This is a genomic window from Dokdonia pacifica, assembly GCF_900188275.1.
Lineage (GTDB): Bacteria > Bacteroidota > Bacteroidia > Flavobacteriales > Flavobacteriaceae > Dokdonia > Dokdonia pacifica.
Genome location: NZ_FZNY01000002.1, coordinates 559324 through 578218, shown reverse-complemented (window position 1 = coordinate 578218; position 18895 = coordinate 559324). Strand labels below are relative to the sequence as shown.

General features: G+C 32.4%; 18 protein-coding genes. 15 read left to right on the top strand and 3 right to left on the bottom strand.

What is annotated here, in order from left to right; genetic code table 11:
• Window positions 1-7: 7 nt before the first annotated feature.
• The 5 genes from CHB80_RS09760 to CHB80_RS09740 all read left to right on the top strand — a co-directional run bounded on the left by CHB80_RS09760 (window position 8) and on the right by CHB80_RS09740 (window position 7575).
• Window positions 8-2368 carry a GumC family protein gene (locus CHB80_RS09760; RefSeq protein WP_089371254.1) on the top strand — a complete coding sequence of 787 codons (2361 nt, stop codon included), beginning with the start codon at window positions 8-10 and terminating at the stop codon, window positions 2366-2368.
• A gap of 63 nt (window positions 2369-2431) precedes the next feature.
• The gene (locus tag CHB80_RS09755) at window positions 2432-3868 is read left to right on the top strand and encodes an MBOAT family O-acyltransferase (protein ID WP_089371253.1); all 1437 of its coding nucleotides are present in this window, start codon (window positions 2432-2434) and stop codon (window positions 3866-3868) included.
• A 3-nt stretch (window positions 3869-3871) separates the two neighbouring features.
• Window positions 3872-4825, top strand: a complete 954-nt coding sequence (locus tag CHB80_RS09750; protein ID WP_143337093.1) for a hypothetical protein — start codon at window positions 3872-3874, stop codon at window positions 4823-4825.
• Between the two features lie 81 nt (window positions 4826-4906).
• Entirely contained in the window at window positions 4907-5713 is an 807-nt protein-coding gene (locus tag CHB80_RS09745) for a DNA alkylation repair protein (protein ID WP_089371251.1), read from the top strand.
• Window positions 5714-5826: 113 nt separating this feature from the next.
• Window positions 5827-7575, top strand: coding sequence for a hypothetical protein (locus CHB80_RS09740; protein ID WP_089371250.1), 1749 nt, complete (start codon window positions 5827-5829; stop codon window positions 7573-7575).
• 64 nt (window positions 7576-7639) lie between these two features.
• Here CHB80_RS09740 and CHB80_RS25010 read toward each other — a convergent pair whose 3' ends face one another.
• The gene (locus tag CHB80_RS25010) at window positions 7640-7771 is read right to left on the bottom strand and encodes a hypothetical protein (RefSeq protein WP_262486175.1); all 132 of its coding nucleotides are present in this window, start codon (window positions 7769-7771) and stop codon (window positions 7640-7642) included.
• Window positions 7772-8131: 360 nt separating this feature from the next.
• On the opposite strand from CHB80_RS25010, the gene CHB80_RS09735 reads away from it, so the two are divergent.
• Both CHB80_RS09735 and CHB80_RS09730 read left to right on the top strand, forming a co-directional pair.
• Window positions 8132-9220, top strand: coding sequence for a BamA/TamA family outer membrane protein (locus CHB80_RS09735; RefSeq protein WP_229746850.1), 1089 nt, complete (start codon window positions 8132-8134; stop codon window positions 9218-9220).
• 73 nt (window positions 9221-9293) lie between these two features.
• Window positions 9294-9830 carry a DUF4252 domain-containing protein gene (locus CHB80_RS09730; RefSeq protein WP_089371248.1) on the top strand — a complete coding sequence of 179 codons (537 nt, stop codon included), beginning with the start codon at window positions 9294-9296 and terminating at the stop codon, window positions 9828-9830.
• A gap of 26 nt (window positions 9831-9856) precedes the next feature.
• Here the strand turns inward: CHB80_RS09730 and CHB80_RS25005 are convergent, their stop codons facing one another.
• On the bottom strand, window positions 9857-9991 hold the full coding sequence (locus tag CHB80_RS25005) for a hypothetical protein (protein WP_262486174.1): 135 nt from the start codon (window positions 9989-9991) through the stop codon (window positions 9857-9859).
• Window positions 9992-11027: 1036 nt separating this feature from the next.
• Between CHB80_RS25005 and CHB80_RS09725 the strand changes: the two genes are divergently transcribed.
• The 7 genes from CHB80_RS09725 to CHB80_RS09695 all read left to right on the top strand — a co-directional run bounded on the left by CHB80_RS09725 (window position 11028) and on the right by CHB80_RS09695 (window position 18028).
• Window positions 11028-11645 carry a hypothetical protein gene (locus tag CHB80_RS09725; protein WP_143337092.1) on the top strand — a complete coding sequence of 206 codons (618 nt, stop codon included), beginning with the start codon at window positions 11028-11030 and terminating at the stop codon, window positions 11643-11645.
• Between the two features lie 104 nt (window positions 11646-11749).
• A complete protein-coding gene (locus CHB80_RS09720) occupies window positions 11750-13924 on the top strand; it encodes a peptidase domain-containing ABC transporter (protein WP_089371246.1) in 2175 nt (724 codons plus the stop codon).
• A gap of 500 nt (window positions 13925-14424) precedes the next feature.
• On the top strand, window positions 14425-15765 hold the full coding sequence (locus CHB80_RS09715; RefSeq protein ID WP_179218126.1) for a tyrosine-type recombinase/integrase: 1341 nt from the start codon (window positions 14425-14427) through the stop codon (window positions 15763-15765).
• A gap of 454 nt (window positions 15766-16219) precedes the next feature.
• On the top strand, window positions 16220-16492 hold the full coding sequence (locus tag CHB80_RS25135) for a helix-turn-helix domain-containing protein (RefSeq protein ID WP_089371244.1): 273 nt from the start codon (window positions 16220-16222) through the stop codon (window positions 16490-16492).
• 205 nt (window positions 16493-16697) lie between these two features.
• Entirely contained in the window at window positions 16698-17288 is a 591-nt protein-coding gene (locus CHB80_RS09705; RefSeq protein ID WP_089371243.1) for a hypothetical protein, read from the top strand.
• On the top strand, window positions 17275-17733 hold the full coding sequence (locus tag CHB80_RS09700; protein WP_089371242.1) for a hypothetical protein: 459 nt from the start codon (window positions 17275-17277) through the stop codon (window positions 17731-17733). The genes CHB80_RS09705 and CHB80_RS09700 overlap by 14 nt, the downstream gene beginning before the upstream one ends.
• On the top strand, window positions 17723-18028 hold the full coding sequence (locus CHB80_RS09695; protein ID WP_089371241.1) for a hypothetical protein: 306 nt from the start codon (window positions 17723-17725) through the stop codon (window positions 18026-18028). Before CHB80_RS09700 ends, CHB80_RS09695 begins: the two co-directional genes overlap by 11 nt.
• A 19-nt stretch (window positions 18029-18047) precedes the next feature.
• On the opposite strand, the gene CHB80_RS09690 is transcribed toward CHB80_RS09695, so the two are convergent.
• Window positions 18048-18299 (bottom strand): helix-turn-helix domain-containing protein, encoded by a 252-nt coding sequence (locus CHB80_RS09690; RefSeq protein WP_143337090.1) that lies wholly within the window; start codon window positions 18297-18299, stop codon window positions 18048-18050.
• Between the two features lie 101 nt (window positions 18300-18400).
• Here CHB80_RS09690 and CHB80_RS09685 point away from each other — a divergent pair, with 101 nt between their 5' ends.
• Window positions 18401-18877, top strand: a complete 477-nt coding sequence (locus CHB80_RS09685; RefSeq protein WP_089371239.1) for a hypothetical protein — start codon at window positions 18401-18403, stop codon at window positions 18875-18877.
• Window positions 18878-18895 lie beyond the last annotated feature (18 nt).

Genomic DNA, 18895 nt, shown 5'->3' with positions numbered 1-18895 from the left:
GAAATTTATGAAATCAAATCCCACTTCTGATGAGACTCTTAATCCCCCTTCTATACCGGGGTTTAAAGATTTTAATCTAAAAGATTTACTTCTTAAATACCTACGGTATTGGTATTGGTTTGTGTTGTGTTTTATTGTATTTACAGTATGTGCATACGTGTCATTGCGATATTCGGTACCTCAGTATGAGGTGTCTTCTACGATTGTAATTTCCCAAGAAGATAATTTGAGCGATGCTGGACTTTCTGTATTTAAAGATTTAGGATTAGAACAATCTAATGATCAAATAGAAAACGAAATCCAGATATTAAAATCTAAAACATTAATCAAGAATGTAATCACAAAGCTCAAGCTCCATGTACAATACTTCTATGAAGGTAGGGTTCTAGATATAGAAGAGTATGAAAAACCTATTGTAACCATCGATTTTTTAGTTCCTGATTCTTTGCTTTACAGAAGAAGTGGGATATTTAATGTGCGTATCAATTCGGGGACTTCTTTTTCTTTTATTGATACTGATGGTAATGAATTAAGTGCTCATGATTTTGGAACTCCAGTAGCGACAAGTGTGGGAGAAGCTGTTTTAATTCCTAATCAAACAAATATCAATAGTGCTGTAGGAAAAGTAATTAAAATAAAATTACTACCTGTACGAAGTTTAGTTGCGAGTTATAGAGCACGTCTTATGATAACTAGAGTAGGACAGAACTCATCGGTATTACAAGTTTCATTAAGAGATGCTGTTATTCCAAAAGCAGAAGATTTTATAAATAACCTTGTAGATGCTTATGGTACAAGAACTATTAATAACAAAAAAGAAACATCCAATAAAACGGCTCAATTTATAAATGACCGTCTTACAGATATATCTGAAGATTTATCCAGTGTAGATAATCAAGCTGCAAAGTATATGTCACAATATGGCATTACTGAAGATGTAGCTGGATCTTCAGGAAGACTTGCAGATATCTCTACAGAAAACAAACGACAGATTGCTATTTACGAGACACAAAACCTCTTGATACAATCTACCATTGATTTCTTAAAAAATAAAGAAGCAAAAAATGAAGTTATTCCAAGTAATTTAGGAATAGATGATTCTTCTATTTCTACAGATATAGGAAAGTATAATACCTTAGTCTTACAACGAAAAAAACTACTAAAAACATCTACGATTAAGAACCCAGTAGTAGTTAAAATAGACGACCAGTTAGCTGGATTACGTGAAGTACTATTCCAAAGTCTAGTGAGTTTACAAGATAAAGTAGCTATTAAGTTAAATAGTGTGCAACGTCGAGAAAACGGATTTCAAAGTAAGCTATATCAAGCTCCTGAAAGACAAAAAGACTTGAGGGAGATTGCCAGAGAACAAGGCGTAACAGAACAGTTGTATTTATACTTACTCCAGAAAAAAGAAGAAGCAGATATTACAAGTCATATTACAGTGCCTAACTCTCGAATTATAGATAGAGCTTCACCCACAAGCTTTTTACCTGTATCACCTAATAAAAGCAGTACCTACTTTTTATCTACAGTATTAAGCCTCTTTTTACCATTTGTAGTATTGTATATAAGAGAATTACTCAATACCAATGTAAAGTCTAAAAGAGACTTAGAAGAACTCGTATCTGCTCCTATTATTGGGACCATACCTAAAGGCAAATATAAAAATCAATTTGCTATAGATAAGACGAGTAGAAGTCCAGTCTCAGAGGCTTTTAGAATATTGAGAACCAATATCAACTTTCTATTAGCTGGTGTTGAGAAACCAACAGGAAAAATTATTTTCACAACCTCCAGTGTTTCCGGAGAAGGAAAAACATTTATCTCCTCTAATATTGCAAAGACACTTGCTATATCTGGTCACAAAGTAGCTTTTATTGGAACAGATTTTAGATTTCCAAAATTTCATGAAGTCATAGACCTACCTAATGGAAAAGCGACCACAGGATTTACAAATTATATCATGAGTACAGACATAAGTATTGAAGATATTATTTATACCGAAAAAGGAGAAGATCCTTTACGTGTAATTCCTCCAGGTGTAATCCCTCCTAATCCATCAGGATTATTAATGAATGAACGGGTACAAACCATGTTTGAGTATTTGGAAAAAAACTACGATTACATTGTGGTAGATACAGCCCCAGTGAGTCTAGTAACCGATACGTTATTAATAAGCAAATTTGCAGACTTAACAGTATATGTTGTAAAAGAAAACTTTTCTGACAAACGATTATTGAGTATCCCTGAGAAGTATTACCAAGAAGGAAGATTAGTAAATATGGCTGTTTTATTAAATTATGCCTCTACCAATATGGGTGGCGCATATGGCTATGGTTATGGATATAATGTAAAAAATAAGTGATCCTTATCAAAAAAGTTTAGGATACACAATTTTGATAGAAATTTATAAAAACAAACGGTAGTTATGCTTTTTAATTCATTAGATTTTGCCATATTTCTGCCTATTGTTTTTGCCCTCTATTGGTGCATTCCTCAAAAAAATAATAAAGCTCAGAATGTACTTATTGTTATTGCTAGTTATCTTTTTTACGGATGGTGGGATTGGCGTTTTTTATCTTTAATACTACTCAGTACACTCGTAGATTATTATGTGGGATATACGCTTTCGCGAAAGCAAAAAAAGTCACACAAGAAGCTCTTATTATGGTTGAGTATAAGTATCAACTTAGGGATTTTGGGATTCTTTAAGTACTATAATTTCTTTCTAGATAATTTTATTTCGGCATTTTCTTTAGTTGGACAAGAGTTTACGGCAAGCTCTCTTAAGGTTATCCTACCCGTAGGAATTAGTTTTTACACTTTTCAAACCTTAAGTTATACGATAGATATATATCGCGGGAAGTTACAACCTGCAAAAGATATGATTGGTTTTGCTGCTTTTGTATGTTTTTTTCCGCAATTAGTAGCAGGACCTATAGAAAGAGCTACCCATTTATTACCTCAATTTTATAGAAAACGAACCTTTGTTTATACAAAAGCAGTAGATGGGGTAAAGCAAATCTTATGGGGACTTTTTAAAAAAGTAGTGATTGCCGATAATTGCGCAGAATATGCAAACTATATTTTTACGAATTCAGAGGAGCTTTCTGGTAGTACATTAGTGATAGGAGCAGTACTTTTTACCTTTCAGATTTATGGAGATTTTTCAGGTTATTCAGATATCGCTATAGGTACTGCTAGGTTTTTTGGATTTGATTTAAAACAGAATTTTTCATTTCCGTATTTTTCCAGATGTATTGCAGAATTCTGGAGACGTTGGCATATATCACTGTCCACTTGGTTTAGAGATTATGTATATATCCCTTTAGGAGGCAGTAGAGGAAATGTCTGGCAACAAGTAAGGAATACCTTTATTATTTTTATTATAAGCGGTTTCTGGCATGGTGCTAATTGGACATTTATTGTATGGGGTATGTTAAATGCTTTATACTTCTTACCGTTACTATTGGCTAAAAAAAATAGAAATCATATAGAGATTGTCGCCAAAGGAAAATTAGTACCTAGTGTAAATGATATCTTTAAAATGATAAGTACATTTTCATTGACAATGTTAGCATGGATTTTTTTTAGAGCTGAAAATATAGCCCATGCATGGCAATATCTTACCACTATTTTCTCTTCTTCATTATTTCAATACCCAGAGGTAATTCCAAAACAAGAGTTGTTACTTATTATATGTTTTTTAATCATAGAATGGGTAGGGAGAGAAGGAACCTATGCAATTCAGATAATAGGAACAAAACATAAAAAAGGACTACGTTATACCTTATACTATGGGATAGCTCTTGCAATACTATGGTTTAGAGGAAGTGAGCAACAATTTATTTATTTTCAATTTTAAGTGATGAGGAGATTTTTACTGAAATTATTGTATCTCATCTTGCCTTTAGTAGCTCTGAGTTATCCATTGGACTATTTGATTTCTAATGCCCTAAAAGAAGATCATGGCATGCATGGTGAATATGAAGTTTGGAATGCGATTTATGAAAATAAAATCGATGGAGATATTGCGATCTATGGTTCATCTAGAGCTTGGGTACAAATCAATCCTGAGATTTTAGAAACCTATCTTGGAAAAAAGACATATAATTTTGGTGTCGATGGTCATAATTTTAGAATACAATATTTACGACATTTAGAATACATAAAACATAATAAGAAACCCCGTCATATTATAGTAAGTGTAGATGCATTTACGCTACAAAAAAGAGAAGACTTATATAATCAAGAGCAATTCTTGCCCTATATGTTATGGAATAAAAACATGGCAGTGTATACATCGGGTTATAAAGGGTTTAGTAAAGCCGATTATTATATACCTTTTATACGTTATGCAGGAAGAACAGCGACTATTAAAAAAGCAAATACGTATCTATTACATCCAGAAGATACTAGCGAAAACTTTAGACAAAAGGGATTTAGAAGTTTTGACCTACAGTGGGATGCTAGTGTAGACAGTTTATTAGCCAGTGAAAAAAAATATAGAATTAAATTTCATCCAGACACTAGAACATTATTAGAGCGTTTTATACAAGAATGTCAAAACGATGGTATCACAGTAACCTTTGTATATGCTCCAGAGTATATTGCTGGTCAGCAGTATGTAGAAAATAGGGAGGAAGCCATGGAAATTTACAGAGAAATAGCTCAAAAATATAGTTTAGTATTTCTAGATTATTCTCAAAACGAACTCTCATTTAAAAAAGAATTTTTCTATAATGCCAGTCATTTAAATAAGGAAGGCGCCCATTTATTTACACAACAACTAGCTCAGGACCTTAAGAAGGTAACTTTTTAAAAGAAGGAAGAAATATTTAATAGATCTAATTATTTTTTCTAGATTTTTTAAGAATTAACTCAAATTTGATACCTTCATTATATGATACCAGAACATATTGTAAACAGAAAAGGCCCAAGGAGTCTTAAAGATCTAAACCCTGAAGTACTAGCATACTTAAATGCTGGAAAAGTGGAAACCAAAAACCTTATGGAATGGTTGGCTGTAGATCAATTGGCATTGTTAAAAACGGTATTAGAACCTTTGGATAAGATGGCGTGGTATTCTTCGTTTGAAGTTGCCGTGCATGCCCAAAAGAAGCCTACGGCAAATAGTAATACCAAAGTAATAGGAGAGACCTTTGCGCAGCTTTCTGATACCGCTTTCGCGAAAGCGCACTTAGCCACACACTCTAGTGATATTGTGAGATGTTGGGCTTGTTGGACAGAAAGTCTTTTTTATGATACTACAGCAACCTTACTCACTGCCATGCAACCCTATGCTGCCGATGCTCATTTTGGATTGCGTGAAGTAGTTATTTTTGCCACTAAAGAACGCTTAATAGATGATCTAGAGACTGCTATTACGATATTAACTAAATGGGCAAAGAGTACCGATGAGAACGTACGTAGGTATGCTGCTGAGGTCCTAAGACCCGTAGGCGTGTGGACCAAGAAAATACCACAATTACAAGAACATCCAGAAAGAGGACTTCCTATTTTAGAGCTATTAAAATCAGATACTTCTAAGTATGTACGAGATTCTGTAGGAAACTGGTTAAATGATGCAAGTAAGTCACAACCTGATTGGGTACAATCTATACATACAAAATGGCAAAAAGGCACCCCTTCTAAAGAGACCCTTTATATTCTTAAAAAAGGGATGCGAACTATAGAAAAAAACAGGTAAAAACACCCTTTTATTTTTTTTTATAATACGTTAGTTTTTCCTCGTGTTCTTGATAAGTGAATGTTTAAATACTTTATTAAAAGCATTTTATACAACTAACCAATTCATATATTATGAAAAAAATACGAACTGTCTCATTTAAAAAAAATGTATTCCCCCAGTTTAGAAACCTGGCTCTTTTATTTGCTACGTTACTATTTAGTATAAGTTGTGATGAGCTTACTTCTGATGTAAAATCTAAAAAGAATCCTGAACAGATAATTGAAGTAGAAACATCTCCACCAGACAATATTCATGTGGCATTTGCAGGTGGTGGATGGCGTGCGCATACGGCACATACGGCATGGACCCAATCTTTACTGGAAAATAATGGGAACAAATTAGAAAATGTATTTCAGCATGTACAGAGTATTGGATCTAATTCAGGCGGGAGTTGGTTTAGTACCATGTTAGTGTACTCTCCAAAATTTGTAACAAATATTGAAACGATACCGCTCAATAATTGGGGAAATACAATGCATGGAGGTTGGCTAGGAGGTCAACAAAACCTTTTTAATAAAGCGTCTTTTTTAGATTTTGGTCCATATTGTAGTACAGTAAGTGGAGAAGCTTATACAGGTTGTGTCTTGACATATTATGCTGGAAAACATATAAAATGGGAAGAAGCTATTAAAAGCTTAGTTTTTAAAGACTATCCTCTAGGTAGTTTAACACTTAATGGAACGCGTCAGAAATGGGCGACTGATAAATCATTGCTTATAGCTTCTACGATGCTAACCAATAATGTAGTTTTAAATGCTGCAGGAGGCCTTTCAGGAATAGGTTATAATCAATATTATCAAGCGTGTCTTCATGGTGCTGCAAGCACTAATGGAAAACATGGAGGTTCCTGTAGTAATGGCGTTGTACCAGATGTAACACCAGTAACCTTTTCTAGTATTAATAGTCCTAATTTAAATTTGAAAAGCCCTCCATTTTTTCCAGAATTAGGAACAGGTAAATCCATTAGTCTATCATACTCACAAGTTGCAGATCATCCAAATACAGTACCAGCTACCATAAAAACTGATATTCGTAGTGATCAAGTTCAAGTGCTGCATGCTGCTGCAGCTTCAAGTGCTGCTTTAGGTTTTGCTGCTAGTAAGAACATATCTGGTGGTTGGGATAGATCCTATGCCGCAGATAACTTAGCATTAAATTTTAGTTTGCAAAATGGAATTGCACAATACAATGTTGCAGATGATGGTACTTCTGTTAGTAATTTAGCTACTACACAAAGGGTAAGCCTTGCAGATGGTGGACCTACCGATAATTCTGGGGTGGCACAACTAATGAGCTTTTTACAATTAAACAATAAAGACACTAATTTTAATATCGTAGCTTTTGATAATGTACAAGGACCTCCTTTTGTTCCGGGTGAGAATGGAGCAGCAGTAGGAAGTGATATTGCTTCCTTATTAGGAATGGACTTATGTTTAGATGGGAAATTCTGTACTGGATTTAATTGTGATGGGGTTTGTGTGGGAGTTCCAGAGCTCCAAATTTTTGAAAGTGCTCCTATAGAAAATGCATTGACCTGGAGCTATCCAAAACAACCAAGCAAGTATAAAAATACTCCTAGATTATTGTATACTAAATATAAAGTAACAACAACAGCCAATTCGGCATTAGGGATTAAAGCAGGATCCACAGGGTATTTACATGCATTTACATGCTATTATCCAGATGCAGATACATCACCTACAAATAATAAAGAGAGTTTTGAAGCCTATCAAGAAATGATGAAATTTATAAATACAGGATTAAAAGTAAATAATAACGAAGGATTGCTATTCCTTGAAAAGGCTTTAGGAATTAAGTAATTGCGAAAAGCTATATATTATAAAAGTCCATTTCTACTACAGAAATGGACTTTTATATAATGAGTTAATCTTGCTTTACAATAGATTCCATATCTGTATCCAGAACAGTTACAGTGCCGCTTCCACCTTGAATACTTATAGAAGATGTTTTTGGTAATTCGTAGTTGCTTAACGCGTTAAAATGAGTTAATTTCATAATTTTTATTTTAATGATTATTAAATTATTCTCCTTGAATCATTGCCATAATGCCTAATACTAAGCAAACTGCTAGACTCCCGAAAAAAATTGCTCCTACACCCATAATGTTTTGATTTAAATTCTCATCAATTTAATAAAAAAAATAGACTTACAATTAAGATACATTTTATGAGCCATTTAATGGAGCTTAAAAAAGCTTTGGGATACGTTAAAATTTATCATTTAGTCTGATTCTAAATGAAAAGATGTTAAACTTGCAGTACCAATATCTAATCTATAATGAAGTTAATCACTATAAGAAACGTTATTCTATTTGCTCTAATTATTTTTAATTTTCAATGGGTACAAGGCCAAAATTTGGAAAAAATAGCAGAGTTCTTCACTTTTTACCCTAATAAAAAGGCACATCAGAAAGATTCGACACTGTATTTACAAAAGTTTATTGCAGCGCCAGTGATGACGTATAGCCCAGAAACAAACCTAGCTATAGGAACTGGTGCTAAATACCTTTTTAAATTTAATGGTAGTGGTGAAGAGACAAGAGCTTCCAATATTCCTATGTCTATTCGATATACTCTTAATAATCAGTTTATATTTTATTCTGGTTTCGAAGTGTTTACAAATCAAGAAAAATGGGTCATAGAGGGTAATTTGTTATTTCAAAACTATCCACGTTTATTTTATGGGATAGGACGTGATAGCCCTAAAGAAAACGAACTGGAATATAATTACTATCAATTTTTATTTGAGCCTATTTTTTTAAAGCAGATGTTTGCGAAATACCTTTTTATAGGAGCTGGTATACGCTACAATACAATTTCAAATGTTGCATTTGAAGAAGAAGATGCCATCGCAGTTGGTCCAGATAATATCACAGGATTTAATGGAAGTACTTCTTCAGGGGTTGAAGCTGCTATCTTATATGATAGTAGGAATAACATATTGAATGCAGAAAATGGTTGGTATATAGAAGCCACCTATGGCGTATATGGGAAAGCGTTGGGAGGAACACATGCTTTTCAATTAACACGTTTTGATGTTCGTCATTTCCTAGGGTTATCAGAAAGTGGACAAGATATTTTAGGTTTTCAGTTACTTGGAAGTTTTTCAAGCGGTGATGTCCCTTTTAATGAATTGGCACTATTAGGAGGTAACGAAATCATGCGTGGGTATAGAGAAGGAAGATATGTAGACAGACATTTGATGGCTGGTCAAATGGAATATCGTAGATCTTTTGGAGACTCTCGATGGGGTGCCGTAGCCTTCGTAGGCGCTGGTGATGTAGCAAATACGGTAAGTAATTTTAAGCTTTCTAATTTTAGACCTAACTATGGGGCTGGGATACGTTTTAAACTAGATAAAACGGAGAATTTGAATCTGCGATTTGACTATGGATTCGGACAAAGCTCTAATTATTTCTACTTTACTATTGCTGAAGCGTTTTAATACACTTAGGGAGTCTAATTCTAAAATTGTCTATTTACTTACTTATATTTAGAACAATTTTAAAAATTACTTTATGTTTAAAAGACTACTGTTATTGATTGGTATTGCCTTACTTACTTCTTGCGGGAGCTATAATTCTATAGACGCTTTTTATAATGCCCATAAAAATGAAAATCAAGTAAAAGCGGTTCGTGTACCAAGATTTATGTTTACACTTTTAAGTAGTATCTCACCAGAAACCAATACACTTATAGGTAATACCAAGGATATACGTTATATGGAATTTCCAAGTAAGACTTCAGAACGTACCAGTTACTTAAACGAACAGATGACGAAAATAACTAGTAATTCTTTTATAGAGGTATACCGTAATAATGATAACGATAAACGTAATGTGATCTCCATAAGAGAGCGAGGTGATGTAGTAAAAGAAATTCTCGTGTATAAAAATGATGCAACAAAAGGCTCCTTTTTTTATTTTAATGGAAATTTTGACCCTGTGCAAATAAGGAAAATGGTAGCAAATAAAGATTTTGATAAACTAGGTGATGGATTGATAAATCAATTTACGAATACGAGCTCTAGTACTCCAGGGATTATACAAAATTGAATTGTTCCAATATACACCTTTAGAAATCATTCTAGATTTATCCATAGTCTTGGTAATGGGGGTGGTAAGGTGAGGAGGTGTTGTGACATCTTGTCTATATTAATTAGTTCTGGCTTGCCATTATTAGTAATCATTTTAATCAAAAATGATTGAAAATTCATATGTTTTCTTCACTTGGTTAAGAGGTAATCAATGATATTACCTTCCTTATCTAACATTATATATAAATACCGCTACTGCCTATTAATCTTAATATAAGTTTTATCCATTCTCCATTATTTATTTACAAATGTCTTTCACCTTCTGAACTCTCTCTAATAATTAAGTGAATTGAAAAACCATCATTGTATAATAACATGATTGACTTTTACATCTCTAAGGGACATAAGTTTTTCAATTTTTCGGTTGTTTAAGACAAATCTAAATTTGAAATATATTGCTTGAATGATAATCGTCTTTGAGAATATATAACCTATTAACAGTGTTTTTAAATCCAAAGATATAATTCTTAGAAATCAATTAATATAGATGTGATAGAACCAAAACTCTCTTCTATATGTTCTAGCTAATGTAATAAGTCCATAACGTTCTTGTGATTTTAAAAATTCATGAATGTAGGAAACCTCTATAAATATAGATCTGAATTTGATATTACATTAATTAGGAGAAGACACTTTTAAAAAAACTGGCACGCTTTTGAAATAACCCACTGCACTTATCTATTTGGTCTTGTGTCTTTCCTATACTAAGTCTTCTTTTAACTCATAATTATTGGAGATCTCGAGTCATGACAAAAAAAATCTATAAAAATATGACAGTATTATGTTAGAAATGAAACACCATATTTTCATTTGGTTTTCAAGTGTAGGTATTTGGTTTATTGTCCAATATTAAAATGTATGATAAGTATGGAGGATGCTGAAAATCCATGAAAAGAGTAGGCTCATTTAAATTTAAATTATGAAATCTATAAGCTTAGACAAAATGGAAGCTCTAGAAGGAGGTGAAACTTACTGCGAGATTTTCGACAGATTATCAACTTCACCTCTATGGATCTCAGGCTTAGGTTTGGGATACTTAACTTGGTTGAGTATAAACTGTGAACTGTGCCCAACGTGTGGTCCTAATGAGCAGTAATTGATTTTAATTGGTGAACCATGCAATATTAATATTGTGTGGTTCTTTAATTTTTTTAGAATGAAAAAACAGATTATTTTATTATTAATACTCTCTGTATTAATGCAGATTTTTTTTGATGTTTCCGTAGATAAATTTGAAATTGTTAAACAATTTATCGAAGATCAATTAGGAACCTACTACGTTCAAGATTTTATAGAGTATAATAAGAAATTATCATGGGTAAATTATGCTTTACTTCCAATTGCACTGTTTTTACGGGTATTGATAATTGCGCTTGTTTTAAATGTTGGGTTTTACCTGACAAAAATAGAATTGCCTTATAAGACTATACTTAAGATTGTAGTCAAGGCAGAATATGTTTTCCTGCTTGCGATTTTAATCAAAATGATTTGGTTTAATTACTTTATTGATAACTATGGGATTGAATATTTACAGAATTTCTACCCATTTTCAGGGTTAAATATAACAGGTTACCATATAAATCCTATTTATATATACCCATTAAAAAAAATTAATCTCTTTGAAGTTGCTTATTGCTTTCTTATAGGTTATTTCGTGAGTAAAGAATCCAATATCGGTTTTAGCAATGGATTAATAACCACAACTTTATCCTATGGTTCAGCTTTAGCTCTTTGGGTGCTATTTTTTATGTTTTCCTTCATTAATAACAACTAGTCTATGCGTCAGATTTCTTAAATGTTATTTATAGTAAAAATATAACAATGAACTACGTATCATATATAAATGAAAAATTATAATTAGATATTAAATAATTAATAATGAAATTTAAGAGTAATCATACTTTATCAAAAAGAATTAAAAAATCTTTTGTATTACAATTAGGTCAAAGCGATTGCGGAGTTGCTTGTTTATCATCAATTATTAGATTCTATTCCGAGGAGGAATCGCTACAAAATTTAAGAGATTTAAGTGGTACAACAATTACAGGTACAACGTTACTCGGATTACTACATGCATTAGAGTCTTTAGAATATAATGTGGAAGCAGGAACGGCAGATATAGAATTTTTAACAAAACTTAAAAATCCAATAATATTACACGTTGTAATGAATACTAATAGACAACATTATATAGTCAATTATGGATTTAATGGAGATCATTTTATAATTGGGGATCCGGCGTATGGAATAGTTAAATATTCTAAAGAAGAATTAGATAATATATGGGTCTCTAAAGCACTTCTTTTAATAGAACCAAAGAAAACTGAAACAATTAAAAAAAAATATCTGAAAAGAAAATGGTTTCTAAGTTTAATCAAAGATGATTCTAAACTTATAGTATTTAGTTTCTTTTTAGGTATAATTGTATCTCTTCTAGGATTGATAATGGCAGTGTTTTCTCAAAAACTCATAGACGAAATTTTGCCTTCTAGAAATATTAATAAACTTGTTATCGCAATTATTTTAGTTACCTTACTTTTGACTGCCAGAGCATTATTAATATTCATGAGAGATTATTTTATAATTTCTCAGTTCAAAAATTTCAATGTTAGAATTATAGATAGGTTTTATAAGGAGTTGCTTTATCTTCCCAAATCTTTTTTTGACAATCGAAAAGTTGGAGAATTAGTAGCGAGATTAAATGATACTCAAAGAATACAAAAAGTCATTTCTAAATTAATTGGATCTACCATCATTAATGTTTTAGTCACGATTACTTCTTTGTCAGTCGTTTACTATTATTCTTGGCAAACAGGGTTAATTATTACATTTAGCCTGCCTGTTTACTATCTAATAATAAATAGGTTTAATGACAAAATAATATTTGCACAAAAGGCAACCATGCAAGGATATGCTATGAGTGAAAGTAACTACATAAATTCAATTCATGGCATCGCGACTATTAAGAATAATAATAAAGAAGAATTTTTTCAAGCAATTAATAGAGATATATACAGTACATATCAAGATAAAGTTTTTGATTTAAGTAAAATTAATATCAAATTAAATCTACTTTCAGGACTTCTTGGAACATTATTTATGATTGTAGTTATTTCTTACTGCGCAAATCTAGTTCTTAGTTCAAGTATGGCAATTGGAGAACTTGTGGCTATTTTAGGTATTGCTGGATCACTTTTAACCACAGTTTCTGATCTAGCTTTAGTATTTATTCCAATCAATGAGGCACAAATTGCATTTAATAGAATGTTCGAATTAGCATCTTTAAATAATGAGAAAGATGGAAATGATAATTTTGATGGAAATCATATATCATTAAAAATTAAAGAACTAAGATTTAATTACCCAGGAAGAACACCTTTATTACAGAACATAAATTTTTCTATTGATAAAGGTGAGTGCCTTGCTATTATAGGAGAGAGCGGATGTGGCAAGAGTACTTTAAGTCAAATTTTTCAAAAACTTTATTATTATGATAATGGAATGATATCTGTCAATGGAAGTTTTGAACTTAGCAACATTTCTAATAGAAGTTGGAGAAAAAGAGTAGGTGTTATTTCACAGGACATCACTCTTTTTAATGGAAATGTTTTAGATAATATATTACTAGGAGAAACGGACAACAAAGAAAAAGTTGAATCCTTTTGTCAGGAATTTGGATTTAACACCTTTATTGAAGGACTACCAAATGGTTATTTAACTATAGTGGGAGAGGAAGGAATTAATTTATCTAGCGGTCAAAAGCAAATACTAGCATTAATAAGGGCAATCTATAAGAAACCTAAATTTTTGATACTTGATGAATTTACATCCGCAATGGATGTAAAAACAGAGTCTTTTGTTTTTAATATCCTTAGTATTTTGAAACCAAATATTACTATTTTATTTATTACACATAGATTGAACTCAATATGGACAATTGCAGATAAAGTTTGTGTTATTGAGAATAAAAAATCTGTTGTTTCGCACAGCCATCAAGAACTACTTAAATTATCTAGCTTTTATAAGGATTGTTGGATGGCTAGTTCCATATGAGAAAAACTAGAAATGACTATTCCTTATAACTATTAAATAAAAATTGAAAACCACATCTTGAAGGTCTGGTTTCTTGGGTTTTGTGACCTCGACAACGACCGAATGGCTATATAAGATCCTGAGGATCTTATATAATAAGGGGCGAGGAGGTGCGGTGGCATCCTGTCGAACAGGATTACCTACGGTGATCCTGACAAAGCTCCGCTTTGAAAATTAAAATCTATCTAAAATAAAAAAGCAAGCTATTCATTTTAGCTTGCTTTTAATTTATTCGTGACCTCGACAGGGTCACAAATGTATTTTTCTTAGTTTACTTCACTTAATCTCAGTTTATATGGATGCTTTACAAAAAACCTTATTAAATATAAGCTTTATCGAGATATTGTAGATTTTATCAGATTTTAAAATTTTTTTTGATAAACTAAAAAGTGACACAAATAATGACACAAGGTTATATATGTGTCACTTTTTCTATTATCTTTACAGTAAATTCATTGAGTATGTCAAAATTGTCATTTAAACTACGTCCAGCAACAGGAAAAAATGTGAGTATTCAGCTAGTATTTAATTATGGAGCTAACAAAAGGTTGAGGTATAGTACAGGTTTAAAGGTTTCTAATAGTAAAAACTGGGATACTACCAAGATGCGTATTAAGAATGTAGCAAGCGAGCTGGACAGACAGGACATCAATAACAAACTTAATGAAGTCCAGACTGTCCTAAATAGGTCTTATTCAGATTTGCGTACAAACCAGAATAGGGAAGTATCTAATGATATGCTAAAGGATATCTGCGATGAGGTACTTTTTCCTGAGCGAGTTTACAAAAGTGACATTGAGAATTTAGAGCTATTACCATTTTTTGAGTGGTTTCTTTCTAATTATGAAAAGAACCCACTGCCTACAACAGGAAAGCCACTAGGAGCTGGAACACTAAGAACCTACCGCAATACATTTTCAAAGCTTACAACATTTCACAAAGAGCAGTATAAATTGACCTTCAATAAAATCACATTAGACTTTTACGATGATTTTGTGACGTGGTTGTATGAACAAAATTACTCAGCAAATTATGTAGGCACTATTATCAAGATACTCAAAACGATAATGGGAGCAGCTTTTGAGCGTGACCTTCACAGTAATATGGATTACTCTAAACGCTACTTTAGTAAACCAGCAGAGCAAGTGCATAATGTGTTTTTATCTAATGATGAGCTGATAACGTTATACAATTACGATTTATCCAAAGAACGTACATACCTGAACAAACACGGTTTGCGTATGACTCCAGAGCTAATGGATAGAGCTAGGGATTTATTTTTAATTGGAGCAAATACAGGACTTCGTGTTTCTGACTTCAATAGACTTACAGCTAAGAATGTTATCACTCGTAACGGAACGAAATTTATTGAAGTAGTTACTAAGAAGAATCAAAAATCGATTGCAATTCCTGTAAACTGGATGGTGGAGGAAATTTTAGGTAAGTATGAAGGAAACCCACCTCAACATATGCCAGACCAACACATCAACTACTGTATTAAGAAAGTTGCAGAACTTGCTGAGATTGACCAGATAGAGACCAGAGAAATCACTAAAGGAGGTAAAAAGGTAATCCATAATAACAAGAAGTTTGAGCTAATAGCAAACCATACGGCAAGAAGGTCGTTTTGTACTAACGCATACCTCAGCGGTATGCCCACTATTGATATTATGGCTATTTCTGGTCACAGTAGCGAAAAAGTGTTCTACAACTACATAAAAGTGAGCCACCTTGAGAGAGCTGAAAAGATTGGAAAGCACAAATTCTTTTCTGAAGGGAATTTGAGAGTAGTAAATGAGTAAAACATTAAACTTTTTTAATTGGATTTACAAAATCTGACGTTTTGAGTGAAAATTAAGAGTAATTTTTAATTGATTTTAACCTCAAAAAGACAAAAAGTGATACTTCAAAATGTTAAAATTTGATTTTATTTTGGTTCAGAATCTCATCTTAATCTATCTAAAATAACTTTTCCTTGTTTTTCAGTACTTCACAGATGATGTCATTTTTAATTTAGATAAAACAATTAACATATTGTAATATAGCGTGTTAGCCCTTGATACCATTGATTTTTCTTACTATATTTGTAGTGTAAGTTTTTAATGCGCATTACTTCCTTACACAGCCAATTGAAGCTTCGGCTGGTATTTTATCAAAACAAACAAAGATTGAACTGTAATAATCTAGAAAATGGGACTTTCTGGAGGGTGGAAAGGTATGTCCCGTAATTAATTAATAATATTAAAAGTCTTTGTAATGAGAAATATAATGATAGAAAATGCGAGCCTAGACGAATTGGTAAGCGAATTAAAAACAATAATAAAAGAAGTAATAGAATCCTGCGATTTGAGCAGTCCAAATGAATCAGGAAGACTCTTAACTAGAACTGAAGCCAGTGAGCTGTTAAACGTGAGCTTTGTTACCCTAAACAAGTGGAACAAGCAAGGGGTCTTACCAGCTTTTTCGGTTGGGACTCGAGTTTACTACAAATGGGAGGACGTACAGGATTCTATGAAGCGAGTCGCTTAAACTCGCAATAATTAGGGGCAAACTTTTGAACCCTAAATACGGTCACGGCAAAATTATTTTCAACTGCTAGACCTAGTAAATAAAGGCAAACTAAAAAAAATACGTGCAAAGTATTTCCTTTTGCACCTAACTGGACTATTTATTAAATAGACAAGTCCTACGTATGCCTTGTTGTCAAATAATAGTAGAAATAATAAAATAGTATATGAATGTAAATAAAGAAATAGATAAAAAGAGATTTGATGAGATAATCAAAGCTAAGAATGATGAGAAATTAGATATATGGTATTCACTAAAAGATTTAGTTGAACTAAAAGGTATAAGCTATAGAAGTTTGAAAAATATGGTAAAAGGTGTTTATGAGAAGCACAGTGAACAAGGTAGCATATACAAGAAAGGTCGCAGATATTACATAAAGTATACTTTACTGGATGCTTTCGAATTGAAACAACCTAGAAAGTATACAGTGTATAGTTATCCTTGGAAAACAAAAATAGCCTACACAACTAAAGATAAATATGATTACCACTATCACCAGCAAATTGTAAGTGAGATAACTGGTGCTACACCAGAAGTGAAATATTGGTATGTTACAGAATTAGATAAGTCAGACCGTAATCACGTGCATTTGATGGCAGATTATGAGCCAAAATATATAGAACCAATCATAAACCGAATTTTAGAGAAATACCTAGATAGTACTCAGAATTACAGACTGTATTGCGAGCCAGTCCAGAATAAAGCTTGCTCAATAAATTATTTAATGAAAAACCCTATCGATAATGGAGAGATTTAATGATACCCAAAGAGAAGTGATTAAACGATATATAATTAGAAATGAAAAGCTTTTTGAGGATTTAAGCACCAGCCGACTCGTTGGTGAGTTTAATGATGCGTTAGGACTTGATTGTTCAATTGAAGCGCAATCAAGAAAAGAACTTTTTGAAGAATGGATAGTAAACAACGAAACGATAGTTAGAATCTACGTTTTAATGAATTATGAGAATCGTTTACACGAGCTTTTTGAATCACCAAATGCTCACGAGACTTTATACTTTTCAAGACTGGAGTTTCAATTAATTTATGACTACCAAAGACAGATGTATGAAGAGAATTTTGTTGAAAACCCTCAATACGCTATGGAAGAATATGGGTGGTTATATAACAGAGCTGAATTATATAAACTTTTTGAAAATGATGCCTACACTAACTTTTTAATGCCGAGAAAAAATGAAATATAATAGAGAACTAACTGAAGAAGTATTAAGAATAAAAAGCTTAATGGGAATAAAGAATATAAACAAGGCTAAAGTAGTACTTATGGCTAATTTACTATTAAACGCAATCCCACGTACACGTGATAACTGGAAAACTAAAACTAAAATTGTCCTGTACACAGAAATGATAATTACAGGAGTAGAACACCATAAACAAGTGGGAGTGGAAAAACTCAAAGAGATTTTAAGCGAGAATCCTGATTATTGCGATTACTACCTTGGAATATCAGAGAGGCTTATGACCGCTGCAAATCGTTAAGTTTTGAAAATGATAAATCTCAATTCTGACTTTCCTCAAAATCGATAAGCTCGCTAGGTGACATATCAAAAGCGAGTGAGATACGTTTTAGCATTGAGATTTTCATTTCCTGTTTTCCTAATTCGTACTTTCTAAGGTTTTGAGCATCGATACCAGCTTTATAGGCTATTTCTTCGATGCTTAGGTCTTTAGATTTCCTAAGTTTTCTTAGATGCTTTCCAAATTCGGTGCAGAAATCTATTGCATTTTGTTTCTCTTCAATTTTTGACATACACAAAAGTCTCCACAACTCATTGGAAATCACCAATTGTCCGTAACAGGTTGAGAACAACCTATTTTTGATATATTTGTGTTATCAAAATCAAATAAGCAATGACTAAAACAGAGAAAAACGCATTAAAATTTGGTATACCAATAATTCTATTTTTTGTTATCGGTATTCCACTAATAAGCTATATTACTGGAGACGAAAAAGATTTCGGGTTCAAGTTAAAGAAAGAAATCTCTATTGAAAATGCAGATGAGGTACTGCAAGGTATTCAAGGAAAATGGCAAGGTCGTAAATTTAATAGCGATGCCAATTTTACGCAGCATTACAGGTTTGAGATAGTTGGTAACCAGATGACAGTTTATACTAAACTTGGAGACAATACTGCGTGGGATATGTCAAAAGTTAGGTCTGTTCACAATATAAGAGTAGCACCAATTTCCACAACACAAGCAGGAAACAAGCGTAGATTCATTTATGTAGATGACCCCAGTTTAGCAGTAAATGTATTTGCGCCTTTAGAAGTGTTTGGTGGTGTTTTTACAGCTGGAGGACGTGGTTTACGTCATCGATGGGATTAAGCTTCAACACCTACCTCC